Annotated in this window: 15 protein-coding genes; 2 read left to right on the top strand and 13 right to left on the bottom strand. The window is 44.4% G+C overall.

All coding sequences use genetic code 11. The features are described from left to right. Window positions 1–4: 4 nt before the first annotated feature. Both NSS65_RS06585 and NSS65_RS06580 read right to left on the bottom strand, forming a co-directional pair. A complete protein-coding gene (locus NSS65_RS06585) occupies window positions 5–331 on the bottom strand; it encodes a PadR family transcriptional regulator (protein WP_034281498.1) in 327 nt (108 codons plus the stop codon). 114 nt (window positions 332–445) lie between these two features. Next, entirely contained in the window at window positions 446–967 is a 522-nt protein-coding gene (locus tag NSS65_RS06580) for an acyl-CoA thioesterase (RefSeq protein ID WP_008346212.1), read from the bottom strand. A 179-nt stretch (window positions 968–1,146) separates the two neighbouring features. On the opposite strand from NSS65_RS06580, the gene NSS65_RS06575 reads away from it, so the two are divergent. Next, window positions 1,147–2,028: a dimethylarginine dimethylaminohydrolase family protein gene (locus tag NSS65_RS06575; protein WP_046310717.1), complete on the top strand. Its 882-nt coding sequence runs from the start codon at window positions 1,147–1,149 to the stop codon at window positions 2,026–2,028. Window positions 2,029–2,067: 39 nt separating this feature from the next. Here NSS65_RS06575 and NSS65_RS06570 read toward each other — a convergent pair whose 3' ends face one another. From NSS65_RS06570 to proG, 10 genes are all read right to left on the bottom strand, one after another. Beyond that, window positions 2,068–3,036 carry an oligopeptide/dipeptide ABC transporter ATP-binding protein gene (locus tag NSS65_RS06570; protein WP_041116397.1) on the bottom strand — a complete coding sequence of 323 codons (969 nt, stop codon included), beginning with the start codon at window positions 3,034–3,036 and terminating at the stop codon, window positions 2,068–2,070. Next, the gene (locus NSS65_RS06565) at window positions 3,026–3,943 is read right to left on the bottom strand and encodes a C40 family peptidase (RefSeq protein ID WP_070325751.1); all 918 of its coding nucleotides are present in this window, start codon (window positions 3,941–3,943) and stop codon (window positions 3,026–3,028) included. The genes NSS65_RS06570 and NSS65_RS06565 overlap by 11 nt, the downstream gene beginning before the upstream one ends. Next, window positions 3,943–5,022, bottom strand: coding sequence for a dipeptide epimerase (locus tag NSS65_RS06560; protein WP_034281494.1), 1,080 nt, complete (start codon window positions 5,020–5,022; stop codon window positions 3,943–3,945). The genes NSS65_RS06565 and NSS65_RS06560 overlap by 1 nt, the downstream gene beginning before the upstream one ends. Continuing rightward, entirely contained in the window at window positions 5,019–5,960 is a 942-nt protein-coding gene (locus NSS65_RS06555) for an LD-carboxypeptidase (protein ID WP_070325750.1), read from the bottom strand. Before NSS65_RS06555 ends, NSS65_RS06560 begins: the two co-directional genes overlap by 4 nt. Before the next feature lie 116 nt (window positions 5,961–6,076). Next, on the bottom strand, window positions 6,077–7,699 hold the full coding sequence (locus NSS65_RS06550; RefSeq protein ID WP_070325749.1) for a peptide ABC transporter substrate-binding protein: 1,623 nt from the start codon (window positions 7,697–7,699) through the stop codon (window positions 6,077–6,079). Further along, window positions 7,699–8,709, bottom strand: coding sequence for an ABC transporter ATP-binding protein (locus tag NSS65_RS06545; RefSeq protein WP_044331813.1), 1,011 nt, complete (start codon window positions 8,707–8,709; stop codon window positions 7,699–7,701). The genes NSS65_RS06550 and NSS65_RS06545 overlap by 1 nt, the downstream gene beginning before the upstream one ends. Window positions 8,710–8,715: 6 nt before the next feature. Next, window positions 8,716–9,678: an ABC transporter permease gene (locus NSS65_RS06540; protein ID WP_034281490.1), complete on the bottom strand. Its 963-nt coding sequence runs from the start codon at window positions 9,676–9,678 to the stop codon at window positions 8,716–8,718. Continuing rightward, window positions 9,675–10,610 carry an ABC transporter permease gene (locus tag NSS65_RS06535; RefSeq protein WP_034281489.1) on the bottom strand — a complete coding sequence of 312 codons (936 nt, stop codon included), beginning with the start codon at window positions 10,608–10,610 and terminating at the stop codon, window positions 9,675–9,677. The genes NSS65_RS06540 and NSS65_RS06535 overlap by 4 nt, the downstream gene beginning before the upstream one ends. A gap of 18 nt (window positions 10,611–10,628) precedes the next feature. Then, complete coding sequence (locus NSS65_RS06530) at window positions 10,629–11,453, bottom strand: M55 family metallopeptidase (RefSeq protein ID WP_034281488.1); 825 nt, start codon at window positions 11,451–11,453, stop codon at window positions 10,629–10,631. A gap of 189 nt (window positions 11,454–11,642) precedes the next feature. Continuing rightward, window positions 11,643–12,467, bottom strand: coding sequence for a pyrroline-5-carboxylate reductase ProG (gene proG, locus NSS65_RS06525; protein ID WP_144496595.1), 825 nt, complete (start codon window positions 12,465–12,467; stop codon window positions 11,643–11,645). 168 nt (window positions 12,468–12,635) lie between these two features. Here proG and NSS65_RS06520 point away from each other — a divergent pair, with 168 nt between their 5' ends. Beyond that, window positions 12,636–13,919, top strand: coding sequence for a trypsin-like peptidase domain-containing protein (locus NSS65_RS06520; protein WP_144496594.1), 1,284 nt, complete (start codon window positions 12,636–12,638; stop codon window positions 13,917–13,919). Window positions 13,920–13,950: 31 nt separating this feature from the next. Here NSS65_RS06520 and NSS65_RS06515 read toward each other — a convergent pair whose 3' ends face one another. Continuing rightward, window positions 13,951–14,907: a ring-cleaving dioxygenase gene (locus NSS65_RS06515; RefSeq protein WP_025092293.1), complete on the bottom strand. Its 957-nt coding sequence runs from the start codon at window positions 14,905–14,907 to the stop codon at window positions 13,951–13,953. Window positions 14,908–14,992 lie beyond the last annotated feature (85 nt).

Raw genomic sequence — 14,992 nt, 5'->3', positions numbered from 1 at the left:
AATCTCACTTCCCTTTTTGTAATAAGCGGTTTACATTTTTTGAAAGCTCATTCCAGCGGTCAATAAACTCTGTGAGCGCTTGTTCTCCCGCTTGTGTGAGCGTATAGTATTTCCTTTTCGGACCGCTCGCTGACGCTTTTGTTACGGTGGTCACCAGCTGTTCCTTTTGCATACGCAGCAAAATCGGATAGATACTGCCTTCACTAATTTGATCAAACCCATAATGCGCGAGCTTCTTCGTCATTTCATACCCATAAATTTCGCCCTCAGAAATAATCGACAGCAGACAGCCTTCTAAAATTCCTTTTAGCATTTGTGTGGATGTTGTCATGATTGTTCCTCCGATTCCAGTACCTTGCATCACAAGATAGCTTTATCTTATCATACACTATCTTGCCATGCAAGATACTGGCACAGAAAAAAATCACCGCTTAAAGGGTGATTTTTACGCCCAAGGCTTATCTGTCCCAAGTGCGTCAGCAAGCGCCTTACTATGCTTTCGGCGGCTTTTTCTTTCCTCTGCCCGCTGCTTCGCTGTTTGATGAAGCATGATTTCTTCCTCTGTTTCCGGCATCACCTGCGGGACTCGTTTAGGCTTTCCGTTTTCATCTAATGAGACAAATGTCAGAAATGAAGTCGCTGCGAGTCTGCGCTCTCCAGACATCAAGTTTTCTTTAATGACTTTGACGAACACTTCCATAGAAGACGTACCGACCCATGTGACATAGGATTCCAAGCATACTGACTCCTTTTGTCCAATCGGCTCTAAAAAGTCAACAGAATCCATTGAAGCTGTGACCGTTTCACTGCGGCTGTGTCTTGCTGCCGAGATGGAGGCAATGTCATCTATATAACTCATTAATTTGCCGCCAAATAACGTTTGGTGGTTATTCGTATCGAGAGGGAATACCCTGCTGGTTTTAACAACTTTCGATTCCTTGCAGTATTTGAAATTTTCTTCACTCATCATCATAGCTCCTTCTTGCTGTTTTCGTGGATGCGGAACGACTTTTATTAAACACTATTCTTTTAGGTTTGTCTAAACTTTTTGCTTTAGTCTTATGTGAGAGATTTTCTTTCGGAAATGTTTCAACCATGGCTAGAAGAAGGAATAATAGAACTATGAATGAACAAGGAGGCCATTTGATGGATTCTATGAGAGCAGAGCAATTATACAAAATGCCGCAATGCATGAATGAATACGACGATTTAGAAGAAGTTCTTTTATGCAGTCCTATTTATATGGAAATCAAACAAATTATTAACGAAACCCAGAAACATTTTGCGAAAGAAAATATTTCTCAAATGAAAGCAGTCGCTCAGCATAAGCAATTGATCCAAACCCTTAAAGATCATCAAGTACGGCCTATCCTGCTCCCGGCGAATGAACGCTTCCCTGAGCAAGTCTTCACTCGGGATATTGGGTTTACGATTGGACAGACACTGTTTGTTTCAAGTATGGCCGCTCCGGTACGGCAAGGGGAAGAACAATACCTAAAAGAATGGGCACACGCAAAAGGGTGGTCAGCTGTCACCTTGACAGACGGAACGATTGAAGGCGGCGATGTGCTTGTGGATCAGAAGCGTGTGTTTGTTGGCACGAGCAAAAGAACTAGTTCAGCCGCTATCTACCAGCTAAAAAAGGAACTGCCGGATCATGACATCATTCCGATTCACCTTCCTCCTCACATTTTGCATCTTGATTGTGTGATGAATATTCTGTCTCATGACGAGATAATCATTTATCCTGACGCGTTCAAGCAAAAGGATCTCCAGCTGCTCAAAACGTATTATGATTTGATTGAAATCAGCGAACAAGAGCAATTCACACTTGGACCAAATGTTTTATCCATTGGGCAGAAAAAAGTGATCAGCCTGCCCAGCAACCAAGAAACAAATGCTTTATTAACCGCTCACGGGTACACCGTTATTAAAGTGGACTTTTCTGAAATTATTAAATCTGGCGGCTCTTTCAGATGCTGTACATTGCCTATTCGGCGTTCATCCACTAAAAAAGCCAGCATGTAGAACAGTTTGTCTACTTGCTGGCTTTTTATCGGGCTTGTCCTATTTTCTATTGTATAAATGACAGGCGACTTCATGTCCTTCTTCCACCGCTTGTAATGTCGGCTTTTTTTCAGCACACACATCCATCGCGGCAGGACATCGTGTTCGAAATACACAGCCGCTTGGCGGGTTCACTGGACTTGGAATTTCTCCTTTTAAAATAAACCTTTTGCGCTTGTCCTCTACGTCAGGATCTGGAATGGGGATGGCAGACAGCAAGGCTTGTGTATATGGGTGAAGCGGTGTTTGATATAATGCATCACTCGTCGTCAATTCGACGAGATGACCTAAATACATGACACCGATCCGGTCACTAATATATTTCACCATGGACAAGTCATGTGCAATAAAAAGAAAAGTTAATCCTTCCTCTTTTTGCAGTTTTTTCAGCAGGTTCACGACCTGCGCTTGGACAGAGACGTCTAGTGCAGAAATCGGCTCATCTGCCACAATAAATTTTGGCGCTAAGGCAAGTGCTCTTGCAATGCCGATTCTCTGCCTCTGTCCCCCGCTAAATTCGTGCGGATAGCGGGTAGCAAAATCATAGCTTAATCCTACCGCTTCAAGCAGTTCTTTCACGCGGGCAATCCTTTTCTTTTGACTGCCATAAAGCTGATGAATCTCCATTGGCTCCAGCATAATATCTTTTACTGACAGTCTTGGATTTAACGAGGAATACGGATCTTGAAAGACCATTTGCATTTGCCGGTTGAAATCAAATGATTCTTTTTTAGAAAGGTGGTGAAGACTTTTCCCTTCATATAAGGCTTCACCATCTGTAGGTTCATAAAGACGCATGAGCACTTTTCCAAGTGTGGATTTGCCGCAGCCAGACTCACCAACGAGACCAAAGGTTTCTCCTTGTTTCAGCTGAAAAGAGACACCATCCAGCGCTTTTAAGGTCCTCCCTTTCGATAGATGAAAATGTTTTTTAAGGTTGTTTACTTGTAAGAGTGGTTCAACTGTCATGATCGCTCCTCCTCTCGCTTGGTAAATACCGCCTTGCACCTGCCCATTCCTTTTCATATGAAGTGCCAGAAAGGGAGAGAAGCTCAATTTGTCTGCCAGTTTTGGGCGAATGAAGCATCATCCCGTTCCCAGCGTAGATCCCTACATGGCGGACCGCTCCTTTTCCGTTTTCATTTGCAAAAAACAGCAAGTCGCCTTGTTCTAAATGGCTTGATGTAACCGGCGTTCCTTGAACTGCTTGGTCACTTGCATCTCTCGGCAAAAGATATCCGCACGCTTTGTACATGCTGTAAGCAAAGCCTGAACAATCATAGCCAAAGCTGCTCATGCCTCCCCATAAATACGAAAGGCCTATAAATTGTTTTCCTGCGTCTACGACATCTTTGCCGGTCATAGAGAAAGCATGTGAGCCTGGGCGTACATCCGCTTTGTTGATTTCTCTTATTCCTACTGGGGTGACAACATGAAATTGATCATCTGTTTCTTCGGTTGCTGCCAGCTCTGTTAAAAAACTAATCTCCATATCTGGTTTCCCGTTTTGATATAGCGTGGCTTTTTTCTGACAAACGATAAGAGATGCAGCTGACGCACTTCCCTCTGTTACTTGCGTTAATTGCTCAGCAGGTATATAGCCTGGATAGCCTTGCGGATGTTTCCGGCTGGCCTGCTGCGGTATGACGACTTTTATCCAGCCAGCTGTCTCTTCTAATCCAATCACTCGTCCGCCGAGCAGTACTTGAGATTGAATCAAATTCTCTTCACATAAAGCCAGCTTTTCTTCATATGTTTGCTGGTCAATCCACTCTTTGATGTTGATGGAGTCCTGAAGTACCTTCTGATCGATTTCTCTCGGCGAATGCGGCGCTGTCCATACGTTAGCGACTGGAACCTTTGATTCGTATATCATCATGAGACTCCTTTCACCCCTTGAATGCCTAACCCATGATGCAGCGGTAAAAATATATCTTTTCCTTTGTACACGATTCCTCCGTCTATCAAGTCCTCTTTCAGCATAAGCGGGGCATCAAAATCGCAGCGGGTGATATTCGGCTGGCTTGCGGCGAAATGTGCCGCTGCTGTAATGCCAAGCTTTGACTCAATCATACTGCCAACCATGCACTGAACACCGTATGCTTCGGCTAGGGCATTGATTTTTAATGCTTCTTTTATGCCGCCTGATTTCATTAATTTTAAATTGATCAGATCGCAGCTTCTCGTTTCAAGCACCCTAATGGCATCATGAAAACTGAAAATGCTTTCGTCTGCCATAATCAGTGTTTCAGTTGCTTCTGTCACACGGCGCAGACCTTCAATATCTTCTTTCGGCACTGGCTGTTCTACTAGTTCAATATTCAGCGCTTCCATTTTTCGAATGGCTGTGATCGCTTCCTTCCACGTCCAGCCCTGATTGGCGTCGAGCCTGATCTGAATATCCGGACCGACTTTTTCTCGAATCCGCTTGATCCGCTGAATATCCGTGTGTATATCATCTTTTCCTACTTTAACCTTTAACGTCTGAAAGCCTTCGGCTGCGTATTGCTTCGCATCTTCCGCCATCTCAAGCGGCCGGTTTACACTGACCGTATAGTCGGTTTCGAGCTGATGACGATATCCGCCAAGGTATTGATAAAGCGGAAGTCCTGCCTGCTTTGCTAAACCATCATAAATGGCCATATCGATTGCAGCCTTTGCGCTTGTGTTGCTTGCGAGCACGCGGTTCATAGCAGAAAAGATTTGTTCATACTCTGCCAAGGAAGCCCCTAGCAAAATGGGTCTGATCACTTCACAGATGGCATAGTCGATGCTTTCCAGCGTTTCTCCTGTAATCACCGATGTGGGAACTGCCTCTCCGTAGCTGACGTCACCTTGATCATATGTGATGATGACGATCAGAGATGCTGCGTCATACACCGTTCTTAAAGCGGTTTTGAAAGGCTTTTTTAGCGGTACACTCGTTCTGCATGTACGAACATCCACAATTTTCATTTAATCGCCTCTTTCGCTGCGACCCCTGGGGAAATGTGCAGTTTTTTCCCCTCCGCATCTAGTGCAGCCTGCACGCCCATCGGAATGGCAAAGTTGGGTGATGAATGACCGATCCGAAAGCCGCCAAGTGCAGGTTTCTTTTGCGGCACAATATAGGTTTCCCATAGCTGTTCCAACGTTAAGGACTGGTCTTTCTTTTTTGGTTCACATTGATGAAAATCGCCAATGATGAATCCAGCCGCATCATCCAATTTTCCAGCAGAGGTGAGGTGCTGCATCATGCGATCGATTTTATAAGGCTCTTCGTCAATATCTTCAATGAACAACAGCTTTCCCTTCGTATCAATTTCAAAAGGTGTGCCAAGTGTTGTCACGATGAGGGCAAGATTCCCTCCTATGATGTCCCCTGAAGCGGTGCCGGGGTAGAAGGTATGAAGAGGTGACAAGTGATGCGAATACGTAAAGGCCTTCGGCGTAAACAGCTGCAAAAAGGTATCCTTCGTATACGGATGGACCTCTTCAAGTCCCACATCAGAGGAAAGCATTGGACCATGAAAAGTCACAAGGCCGGTCTGCTGCTGGATGGCCGTATGTAAAAACGTAATGTCACTATAACCCCAAAAGATTTTTGGATTCCGGCGAATGAGATCATAGTCAATGACTTCCGCAAGTCTTCCGGTTCCGTACCCTCCGCAGGCACAAATAACCGCTTTGACTTCTGGATCTTGAAACATGCCATGAAGATCTTCCACTCTTTCATGATCACGACCTGCTAAATATCCGTACCGGGAATCAAGATACTTCCCTTTTTTCACCTTCAGCCCGAGGCTTTCTAAAAAGGCAATCCCTTTTGCTAATTTCAATTCATCAGGCGGGCTTGCTGGTGCGATAACCCCCACCGTATCCCCTGTTTGAAGCGCCGCTGGCAGCTGGTTCATGCCAATCCCCTCTTTCTCTTTATTTCTTACAATCTATGGGCATCTTCTCCATAACATGAACAAATAAAGGAACAGACGCTTTTGTTCAAAGCGTCCGTGTTCCTCTTTTCCTTCAATTACTCTCCATCTACTTGTGCCCATTTCAAATCGATATACCCAACAGGGTGGCGGACAATTCCCTTCACGCCCTCTTTTTGCAAATGCACTTGGTTATAAAAATGAATTGGAATGATCGGTGCTTCTTCAATGAGAAGTGCCTCTGCATCATGAAGGATGCTGTTTCTTTTTTGTTCATCTGCTTCCTGGCTCGCCTTTTTAATGAGCTGATCATAGGTGTCGTTTGACCATCCAGTCCGGTTCATCGCATTCCCTGTTTGGAAGCTCTCTAGGAAATTGATCGGATCTGCATAGTCTGCTAAAAATGAACTTTGCGAGAATTGGAATTTCAGCGCCTTTTGATCTTCTGCAAATACATTCGCTTCCATGTTTGCAAGCTTCACGTCCACACCCAGCGCTTCTTTTAATTGCTGCTGGATGGCTTCAGCTTTTTTCTTATTCTCAGGCTTTGTGCTATATGTTAATGTGACGGGCGGCAGCTTCGAATAGTTCTCGTCTTTCAGCCCTTTTTCTAATAGCTTCGCAGCTTCACTCGTATCTTGTTTGACAAGATCGCCGCCAGCTACTCTGAAATCTTCACCCTTTGAATCTAAAATCCCCGGTGAAACGAAGGCGCGGGCAGGCTTCTCTTTATTCTTCGTGACATAATCCACGATATCTTGCGGGTTGATCGCCATTTGAAAGGCTTTGCGAATGTTCTTATTTTGAAAAGGTTCCATGTTCACATTCAGACGATAAAAGAACAGTCCGGCCTGATCTTCAATTTGCACATCTTTATTTTTCAGCAAATTTTCACTTTGTTCTGCTGGGACAAAGGCAGTGTCCAAATCTCCCGATTGATACATTTGATAATCAGTGTTTCGATCACTGATCATCAGCCACTTTACCTGATCCAGCTTGACTGTTTTTTTGTCCCAATACGTCTCACTTTTTTCCATAGTGAAGCTCTCATCATGCTTCCATTGTGTCAGCTGAAACGGTCCATTCCCAACAAAGGTTTTGGCATCCTTTGCCCAGTTTGGATCCTTCTCTGCTACCTTCTCATTGACAGGGAAAAAGGCAGGGTTTGCGGTCATATTTAAGAACGATTTCTGCGGGTATGCCAGTGTGACCTTTAGCGTTTTGTCATTTTCAGCACTGACTTTTACATCCTCTTTCTTTCCTTTTCCGCTGTTAAATGCCTCTCCGCCTTCAATCATGTATGCTAAGAAGGATGCAGATGAGCCTGTTTTCGGATCAAGCAGACGCTTCCACGCATATTCAAAGTCACTCGCTTTCACTGGGTCACCATTCGACCACTTGATGCCGTCTCTTAAATGAAATGTGTATGTTTTTCCATCCTCTGAAATCTCCCATTTTTCCGCCATTGCAGGAGATGGTTCGTGCTTTTCATTCAGTCTCGTTAATCCCTCCATTAAGTTATTCAGACCTTGCCACGATACATTATTAAAACCAATCGGCGGGTCAAATGACGTCGGTTCGTTTTCGTTATTTAAGGTTAATACTTTCTTTTCATCCTTATTGCTTGATGATCCTTTACCTGCTTGCTCATTGGCTGTACATCCAGCGAGCAGTATGATGATAAACAAACAAATACTGATGATCCACCCTTTTTTCCTCATCAAAAACTCCCCCTTTGTGTTGAAGATAACATCGCTTGGTTCGCTCGCTCATCCTGAAGCCAGCAATGCACTGTATGAGTAGGTGACCGCTGCGTTTCGTGCGGCATGATATGATCACACACTTTCATGGCAGCCGGGCAGCGATCGGTATACGGACAGCCCTTTGGCGGTGCAAATAAATCAGGCGGGCTTCCTTCAATCGGAATCAGTTCATCTTTCATATCAAGTCTTGGAACGGATTGCAGGAGCCCTTTTGTATAAGGATGCTGCGGACTGTAAAAAATATCCTGCCTTGTTCCGGTTTCAACCATTTTCCCTCCGTACATGACCGCTACCCGGTCGGCAACTTGGGCTACGACCCCTAAGTCGTGTGTGATTAAGATAATGGTAACCCCTGTTTTCCTCTGAATCTCTTTAAACAGCTCTAAAATTTGTGCCTGTATGGTCACATCCAGCGCGGTCGTCGGTTCATCTGCGATCAGCACCTTTGGCTCACAAATAAGTGCCATGGCAATCATGAGCCGCTGCCTCATTCCCCCGCTGAATTGGTGCGGATATTGCTTTAGTCTCTCCTTTGGCTGCGGAATACCAACCAAATCAAGCATTTGTATGGCGGCTTCTTTCACTTCTTTTTTCGTCAGCTTTTGATGCTCCTTCGCCGCCTCCATCAGCTGATCTCCTATTGTCAAGGTTGGGTTGAGTGCTGTCATCGGATCTTGGAAGATCATCGAAATATCCACGCCTCGTATGGCGCGCATTTCTTTTTCAGATAATGACAGCAAGTTGCGGTCTTGAAACCAGATTTCTCCCTGATCGACTTGCGCGCTGTATGCAGGCAGAAGCCTCATAATGCTTTGTGATGTCACACTTTTTCCGCAGCCTGATTCTCCCACAATGGCGAGGGTTTCTTTTTCATATACATCGACATTCACTCCGCGTACTGCTTGAACTGAACCGCCGTATGTCCGAAAACTGACGTGCAGATCGATAATTTGTAGAACTTTTTTCAAAGCGCTTCACCTCTTCATCTTTGGATCAAGCGCATCTTGCAAGCCATCACCTAAATTGTTAAAGCAAAACATCGTGAGTGAAATAAAAAATGCCGGGAAAAATAAACGCCACCAATGTCCATTGTCTGACAGCACAGTCGGCAAAGCATCATTGGCCATCACGCCCCAGCTTGCAAACGGTGCTTGAATACCTAAACCGAGAAAGCTTAGGAACGCTTCAGCAAATATCGCGGTCGGCACAGTCAGGGTCATCTGGACGATAATCGGCCCCATCGTATTCGGCAGCAGGTTGCGGCGAATGATCCGCAGGCTTTTGGCACCAAAGGTTTTTGAGGCAAGGACATATTCCTGGCTTTTCAGCTGAAGAACCTGACCTCTCACAATTCTTGCCATTCCAATCCATCCGGTGACAGTGAGCGCTACAATAATGGTAACAAGCCCTGGCCCCATGAGCACCATCAATAAAATGACGACGAGTAAATAAGGAAGTCCGTAGAGCACCTCGACAATCCGCATCATGACATGGTCGTATTTGCCTCCCTTATAGCCCGCTATGCCCCCATAAATCACGCCGATGGCAAAATCAATCAGGGCTGCCATGACACCCACAAATAATGAAATACGGGCTCCGTACCAAGTACGTGTGAACACATCTCGTCCAAGCTCATCTGTTCCAAACCAGTGAGCAGCCGAGGGCGGCAGATTTTGCATCGAAAGACGCTGCTCTGTCACACTATTTGGTGCAAGCAATGGGCCTAAGACTGCCATGACAAAAAGAAAAATCAGAACCGATAGGCTAAACATCGCAAGCTTATTTTGCTTCAGCCGCCTCCATGTATCAGCCCAATAGGAAAGAGAGGGTCTTTTAATGGCATGGGCTTCTGTTTTCTTTTGCTCTCGTGGAGAAAACCATTCGTCTGGCACTTCAGGATGCCTGTTCGGTGGATCATGCTGAAGGTGTATACTCATGCCTTTCCTCCTTTCTGATGCAGCTGAATCCTCGGATCAAGGAGACGATACGCCACATCGACAATGAAGAGAAGTGTGATTAAAATAATGCTGTAAAAAACAGTGGTTCCCATGATGACAGGATAATCACGGTTGTTAATACTCTCGACAAAGTATTTTCCCATCCCAGGAATAGCAAAGATTTTTTCAATGACAAAACTTCCTGTTAAAATACTTGCGACAAGTGTTCCAAGAATGGTTACAACGGGTAAAAGTGCATTCCGAAGCGCATGCTTAAATACAATCTTAAAGGGAGAAAGCCCTTTTGCTTTGGCCGTACGGATATAGTCTTGTGACAGCACTTCAATCATGCTCGATCTCGTTAACCTGGCGATAATGGCCATTGGGCCGACAGCAAGGGCGATTGTAGGCAGCACCATATGCATTGGACTTGTCCACATCGCTGTAGGAAAGAGCTTCAAATTGACAGCAAGCTGCTGAATTAATAGGGTAGCAAAGATAAAGTTTGGAATGGATATACCGAAAACTGCAATGGTCATGGCGATGTAATCAATCAAACCATTATGCCGGAGGGCAGCCATGACCCCTAGCAGGATGCCAGAGATGACAGCAATCAATATCGAGATAAGACCAAGTTCTAATGAGACTGGGAAGCCTCTCGCCAATAGATCATTGACACTTTCAGAAGGCTTTTTAATGGAAGGACCAAAATCAAAGGTAACAATGGATTTTAAATAGATGACATATTGAACATAGAGTGGTTCGTCTAAGTGATAGTAGCTTTCGAGGTTTCGCTGGACGGTTTCGTTTGTATTTCGTTCTTCATTGAAAGGCGATCCTGGGATGACCTTCATTAAAATAAACGTTAAAGTCGTAATCGTTAAGATCGTAGCAATCATCGCAATAAAACGCTTGAACAAAAAGCTGGCCATCTGCTGTCTCCCCCTCACTTAACAAAATGTTGTACGTGCGGCAAGCTCTGTCATGACAAGCATCGCTTGATAGGCTTCTAATATATTGTCTGCTTGGTACGTCACCGTCGTTGTTCCTTCTATGATGGCAGTACCCGGCATTAAATTCGCCCATTCAGCTTGTCCATAATTGGCAAACTCAATCTTAAGCAGCGGCTGATCAGGAGGCGTCAGCGGCTTCATTTGATCAATCTGTTTCATCGCGGCTTCCACTTGCTGCGAGATTTGTTTATTGACTTTGGCAGGAGGTAAGCATTTCACAGCAGATCTTGAGATGGTTTCTTTCACTGCCACTGTTTTCACACCAGGCATCAGCTTTTCTGCCTCACGTGCTGCTTGATCATCCCCGCAAACAAGAATCACCGGCACACCATAGTAGCCTGCAACATACGCATTAAAGCCCATTTCCCCAATTGGATGATCATTTATGTAAAAATGTCTGACACCAAAAATCATACTGTGCGACATCACACCTTTCATTGATGCCCTTGCATGATAACCTAAGAAAACAGCTGCATCATAGGTTTGATCCAATCCTTGCACCATTGAATAAGGCTTTACGTCACCTGATATGAGAACTGCCTCTTCATGCAGTTCTTCGATCAAAAGATTATTCATTTTAGAATGACTGTCATTCACCAAAATGTCGGTGGCACCATGCTGAAGAAGCGCTTCTACACAAGCATTCACTTCACCTGTCATAATGCGTCTGCCCCGCTCATAGTTATGCTGGCGCGAATCAACAAATGTATGATCAGCTAGACCAGTAATCCCCTCCATATCGACAGATACATAGAGCTTCATTCCCATCCCCCTTTAATTAAACATAAAATTTGTGTATATTTTTCTAAATTTTCTAAAAAATTATATGAGAACTTGATTGATTTTTCAATACAATGTCCGAAAATAAGGAGTTTAGACTCAGATAATACAGGTCAAAAGGCTTTTTTAGAAAGGATTTTTTTAACAAATAAAACACCACTAACTATGTCTTTAGTGGTGTTTATCCGCTTCGTTGATCTGAGATTTCAGCTGTTCATATTTCTTCATGGTTTGTGTAAATAAATCATCAAACATCTGAGGTGCCTGCTGTTGAATGACCTCAGCACCTTCTCCTGTAATTCCCCCTTTTGTCGCCACTCTAGCGACAGTTTCAGCAAAGGTTAGGCCTCGTTCTACGAGGACCTGGCCAGTTCCTAAAAGGGCATACGTTAAAAATTCATTCGCTTCCTCTAAGGAAAGATCACTATTTCTCACAGCCGCTTTCGCCATTTCTTCAAAAAGAGCAGCGATAAAACCAGGAGATGAGCTTGTCAAATTGCTCGCCGCATCAAACCGGTCTTCCCCTACTTCCCTGACGATGCTAAAAGCTGAAAGCAGCCGGTGCAAACGCTCCTTGTCCTCACGTCCTGCTGCTGCACCATGCGCAACAAGTGATACGCCCGTCCCAACAGCTGACGTGAGTGTTGGGATGTATCTAGACACTGGCTGTGTTGTATGCGCCTGTAACTTTTCTAATGTCACAGCTGCTGCTACTGACACAATATGTACCGCTCTCGCTCGAGAAGGCAGCTGATCCAGAACATCAAGTACTGCAAGCGGCGGCACGCAGACAAACAATATATCACATGACGCAGAAAGTTCGTCTAATGAACAAATGTTGACTTCTTGGTGCTTTTCTTTGAGCTGATGAAGGCGCTCCGTTTCACTTCTTGTATGGATCATGATTTGATGAGCATCCAGCACCCCATTTTCCAGCCACTTTTGCACCATCATATCAGCCATACTTCCATATCCAATGATTCCAATTGTCTCCACAGTTTAATCTCCTCTATCTTGCTTAGATTCACTACTTATTTTAACAATTTCCCACAATGTTTTCATTTTTATCCCACACTTTTTTCATACGATAAAGTCAGTCCCCACCACATACGGTAAAACACCCAAACACATACATGAAAAAATCATTGAAAGAGAGTGATTGAAATGACACAGCACAAAGATGACAAACAAACAATTGAACAACCTCAAAAACAGAAAAAGCCAAACGGCTGGTTTAAGCCATTTGTCAGCGGTGTTGTAGGCGGTACATTAGCGTTAGGTGTCTACGTTCTTACGCCATATGCTCAGCATTCATCAGACAGCACTGCAAATGATTCGGCAGCGAAAACTGAAGCAGTATCGACAAATCACACGAATTCGTCAAAAACAACAGCCGTCCAAACATCAAATTCATCAAGCAGCATCTCCAGTATGGTCGAAAATGTATCACCAGCTATTGTCGGCATTACAAACTACCAAACGCAAACAGACACGAGCTTTGGCGATTTCAATACGCCTTTCGATGAATCACAGCAAAACAAAAGCAGTCAAGAGGAAGAAACCGGTACAGGCTCAGGAGTGATTTTCAAAAAATCAGGCAATAAAGCCTATGTCTTAACAAACAACCACGTCATTGAAGGGGCAAATAAACTAACCGTATCCTTACACGATGGCAAAACCATTGAAGGAAAACTGGTTGGAGCTGATCCGCTCACTGACTTAGCCGTTGTGGAAATTAGCAGCAGTCATGTGACGAAGGTTGCGGCATTAGGCAATTCCTCCTCACTGCGTGCTGGAGAAACCGTCATTGCGATCGGAAACCCGCTTGGTGAAGATCTTTCAAGAACGGTGACACAAGGAATTGTCAGCGGTGTCGACCGAACAGTCTCTATGAACACATCAGCAGGCGAAAGCAGCATTAATGTTATTCAAACAGATGCAGCCATTAACCCAGGTAACAGCGGAGGCCCGCTTCTGACGACAGACGGAAAGGTTGTGGGGATCACGAGTATGAAAATCTCTGAAACAGGTGTTGAAGGCATTGGGTTCGCACTGCCAATCAATGATGTCAAACCAATCGCTGATCAGCTTCTCGCAAAAGGAAAAATTGAACGTCCATATATCGGCATCAGCATGCTGGATCTCGAACAAGTTCCAGATGTGTATCAAAAAGAAACTCTCGGACTCAAAACCAGTCAGCTCAATAAAGGCGTGTATGTCAAAGATATCGCCGCAGGCTCACCTGCCGCCAAAGCTGGCTTAAAGTCAGAGGATGTCATTACCGGCATCAATGGGAAACAAATCAAAACTGGCAGTGAATTACGTCACGAGCTATACACGAATGCAAAAGTAGGAGACACCGTGAGCATCACCCTCATTCGAAACGGAAAACAAGAAACAAAGCAGGTCACATTAACACAATCTGAATCTAAGCAGGTCAGTTCCTAATAAAAAAACAGCTCAGTTGATGAGCTGTTTTTTATGACGACTGAATTGGCGTTAATCTTTGTTCAATTTCTGCTCGTTTATGCTCTAGGAACGGCGGAAGGGCTAATTGATCGCCAAGCTCATCCACCCCTTCATCGACTGTAAATCCAGGGCCATCTGTTGAAATTTCAAATAAAATACCATTTGGCTCTCTAAAGTAAAGAGCTTTAAAGTAAAAACGTTCTACAACACCAGAGTTCGTGAAGCCTGCTTTTGAGATTTTTTCATACCATTTTTCAAGCTCCTCTGCGTCTTTCACACGAAATGCGACGTGATGCACACTTCCTCTGCCGGAACGTTCAGAAGGCCCTTCTGTTTTTTCGATCACATGAATTTCTGTTCCAGCACCCCCATTTCCTGACTCAAAAATGGTCACGATCTCACCATCATTTGATTGTTCACGTGCTCTTTCGGTGAAGCCAAGGATGTCTGTTAAAACACGGATCGTCTTGTCAGCTTCTGCAACGGTTAATTCAACTGGACCTAAACCTCTAATCGCAAACTCTGCCGGAATATCGTCATGCACTGGCGGTGAGCCTGCCTCTTGCGTATTCGGTTCTACTGTTAAAAACAGCTGCTGCCCTTCTGGGTCTTTAAAACGCAAAGCAGGTCTTCCGCCTCTCAAGGAAGCTGTTTCTTGCTGCACGCCTTTATCTTCAAACCGCTTTTCCCAAAACGTGAGTGCCTCTTCAGAAGAAACGAGAAGACCTGTGCTTGTGATCGCATTCGTCCCTTCCAAACGGCGGGCAAGCATTGGAATTTCAAAGAATGTTAGCTCTGTTCCTGGTGAAGCGACCTCATCTCCATAAAACAAATGATACATAGACGGATCATCCTGATTGACTGTTTTCTTTACAAGTTTTAAGCCAAGGATTTGGCGGTAGAAATCAACATTTTTCTGAGCATTGGCTGTTAACGCAGATACGTGGTGAATCCCATTGATTTTCATTATTTTCACTCCTATTTTAAATTATCTCGAATTCGAGATAATATCCTTATGAATAAAATAGTTCATTTTTCAAGAAAAGTCAACC

The sequence above is a fragment of the Bacillus sp. FSL K6-1006 genome (assembly GCF_038593175.1).
Classification (GTDB): Bacteria; Bacillota; Bacilli; order Bacillales; family Bacillaceae; genus Bacillus; species Bacillus safensis.
Note: the sequence above shows the minus strand (reverse complement) of the source record. Positions and strands in the feature narration are given on the sequence as shown.

Excerpts from the sequence above, each read along its gene's own strand:
- NSS65_RS06515 (WP_025092293.1), bottom strand. The coding sequence starts at position 14,907 with ATGAAAATCAATGGGATTCACCACGTATCTGCGTTAACAGCCAATGCT.
- NSS65_RS06555 (WP_070325750.1), bottom strand. The coding sequence starts at position 5,960 with ATGAACCAGCTGCCAGCGGCGCTTCAAACAGGGGATACGGTGGGGGTT.
- NSS65_RS06580 (WP_008346212.1), bottom strand. The coding sequence starts at position 967 with ATGAGTGAAGAAAATTTCAAATACTGCAAGGAATCGAAAGTTGTTAAA.
- NSS65_RS06540 (WP_034281490.1), bottom strand. The coding sequence starts at position 9,678 with ATGAGTATACACCTTCAGCATGATCCACCGAACAGGCATCCTGAAGTG.
- NSS65_RS06520 (WP_144496594.1), top strand. The coding sequence starts at position 12,636 with ATGACACAGCACAAAGATGACAAACAAACAATTGAACAACCTCAAAAA.
- NSS65_RS06565 (WP_070325751.1), bottom strand. The coding sequence starts at position 3,943 with ATGATATACGAATCAAAGGTTCCAGTCGCTAACGTATGGACAGCGCCG.
- NSS65_RS06560 (WP_034281494.1), bottom strand. The coding sequence starts at position 5,022 with ATGAAAATTGTGGATGTTCGTACATGCAGAACGAGTGTACCGCTAAAA.
- NSS65_RS06570 (WP_041116397.1), bottom strand. The coding sequence starts at position 3,036 with ATGACAGTTGAACCACTCTTACAAGTAAACAACCTTAAAAAACATTTT.
- NSS65_RS06585 (WP_034281498.1), bottom strand. The coding sequence starts at position 331 with ATGACAACATCCACACAAATGCTAAAAGGAATTTTAGAAGGCTGTCTG.
- NSS65_RS06575 (WP_046310717.1), top strand. The coding sequence starts at position 1,147 with ATGGATTCTATGAGAGCAGAGCAATTATACAAAATGCCGCAATGCATG.
- NSS65_RS06535 (WP_034281489.1), bottom strand. The coding sequence starts at position 10,610 with ATGGCCAGCTTTTTGTTCAAGCGTTTTATTGCGATGATTGCTACGATC.
- NSS65_RS06550 (WP_070325749.1), bottom strand. The coding sequence starts at position 7,699 with ATGAGGAAAAAAGGGTGGATCATCAGTATTTGTTTGTTTATCATCATA.
- NSS65_RS06530 (WP_034281488.1), bottom strand. The coding sequence starts at position 11,453 with ATGAAGCTCTATGTATCTGTCGATATGGAGGGGATTACTGGTCTAGCT.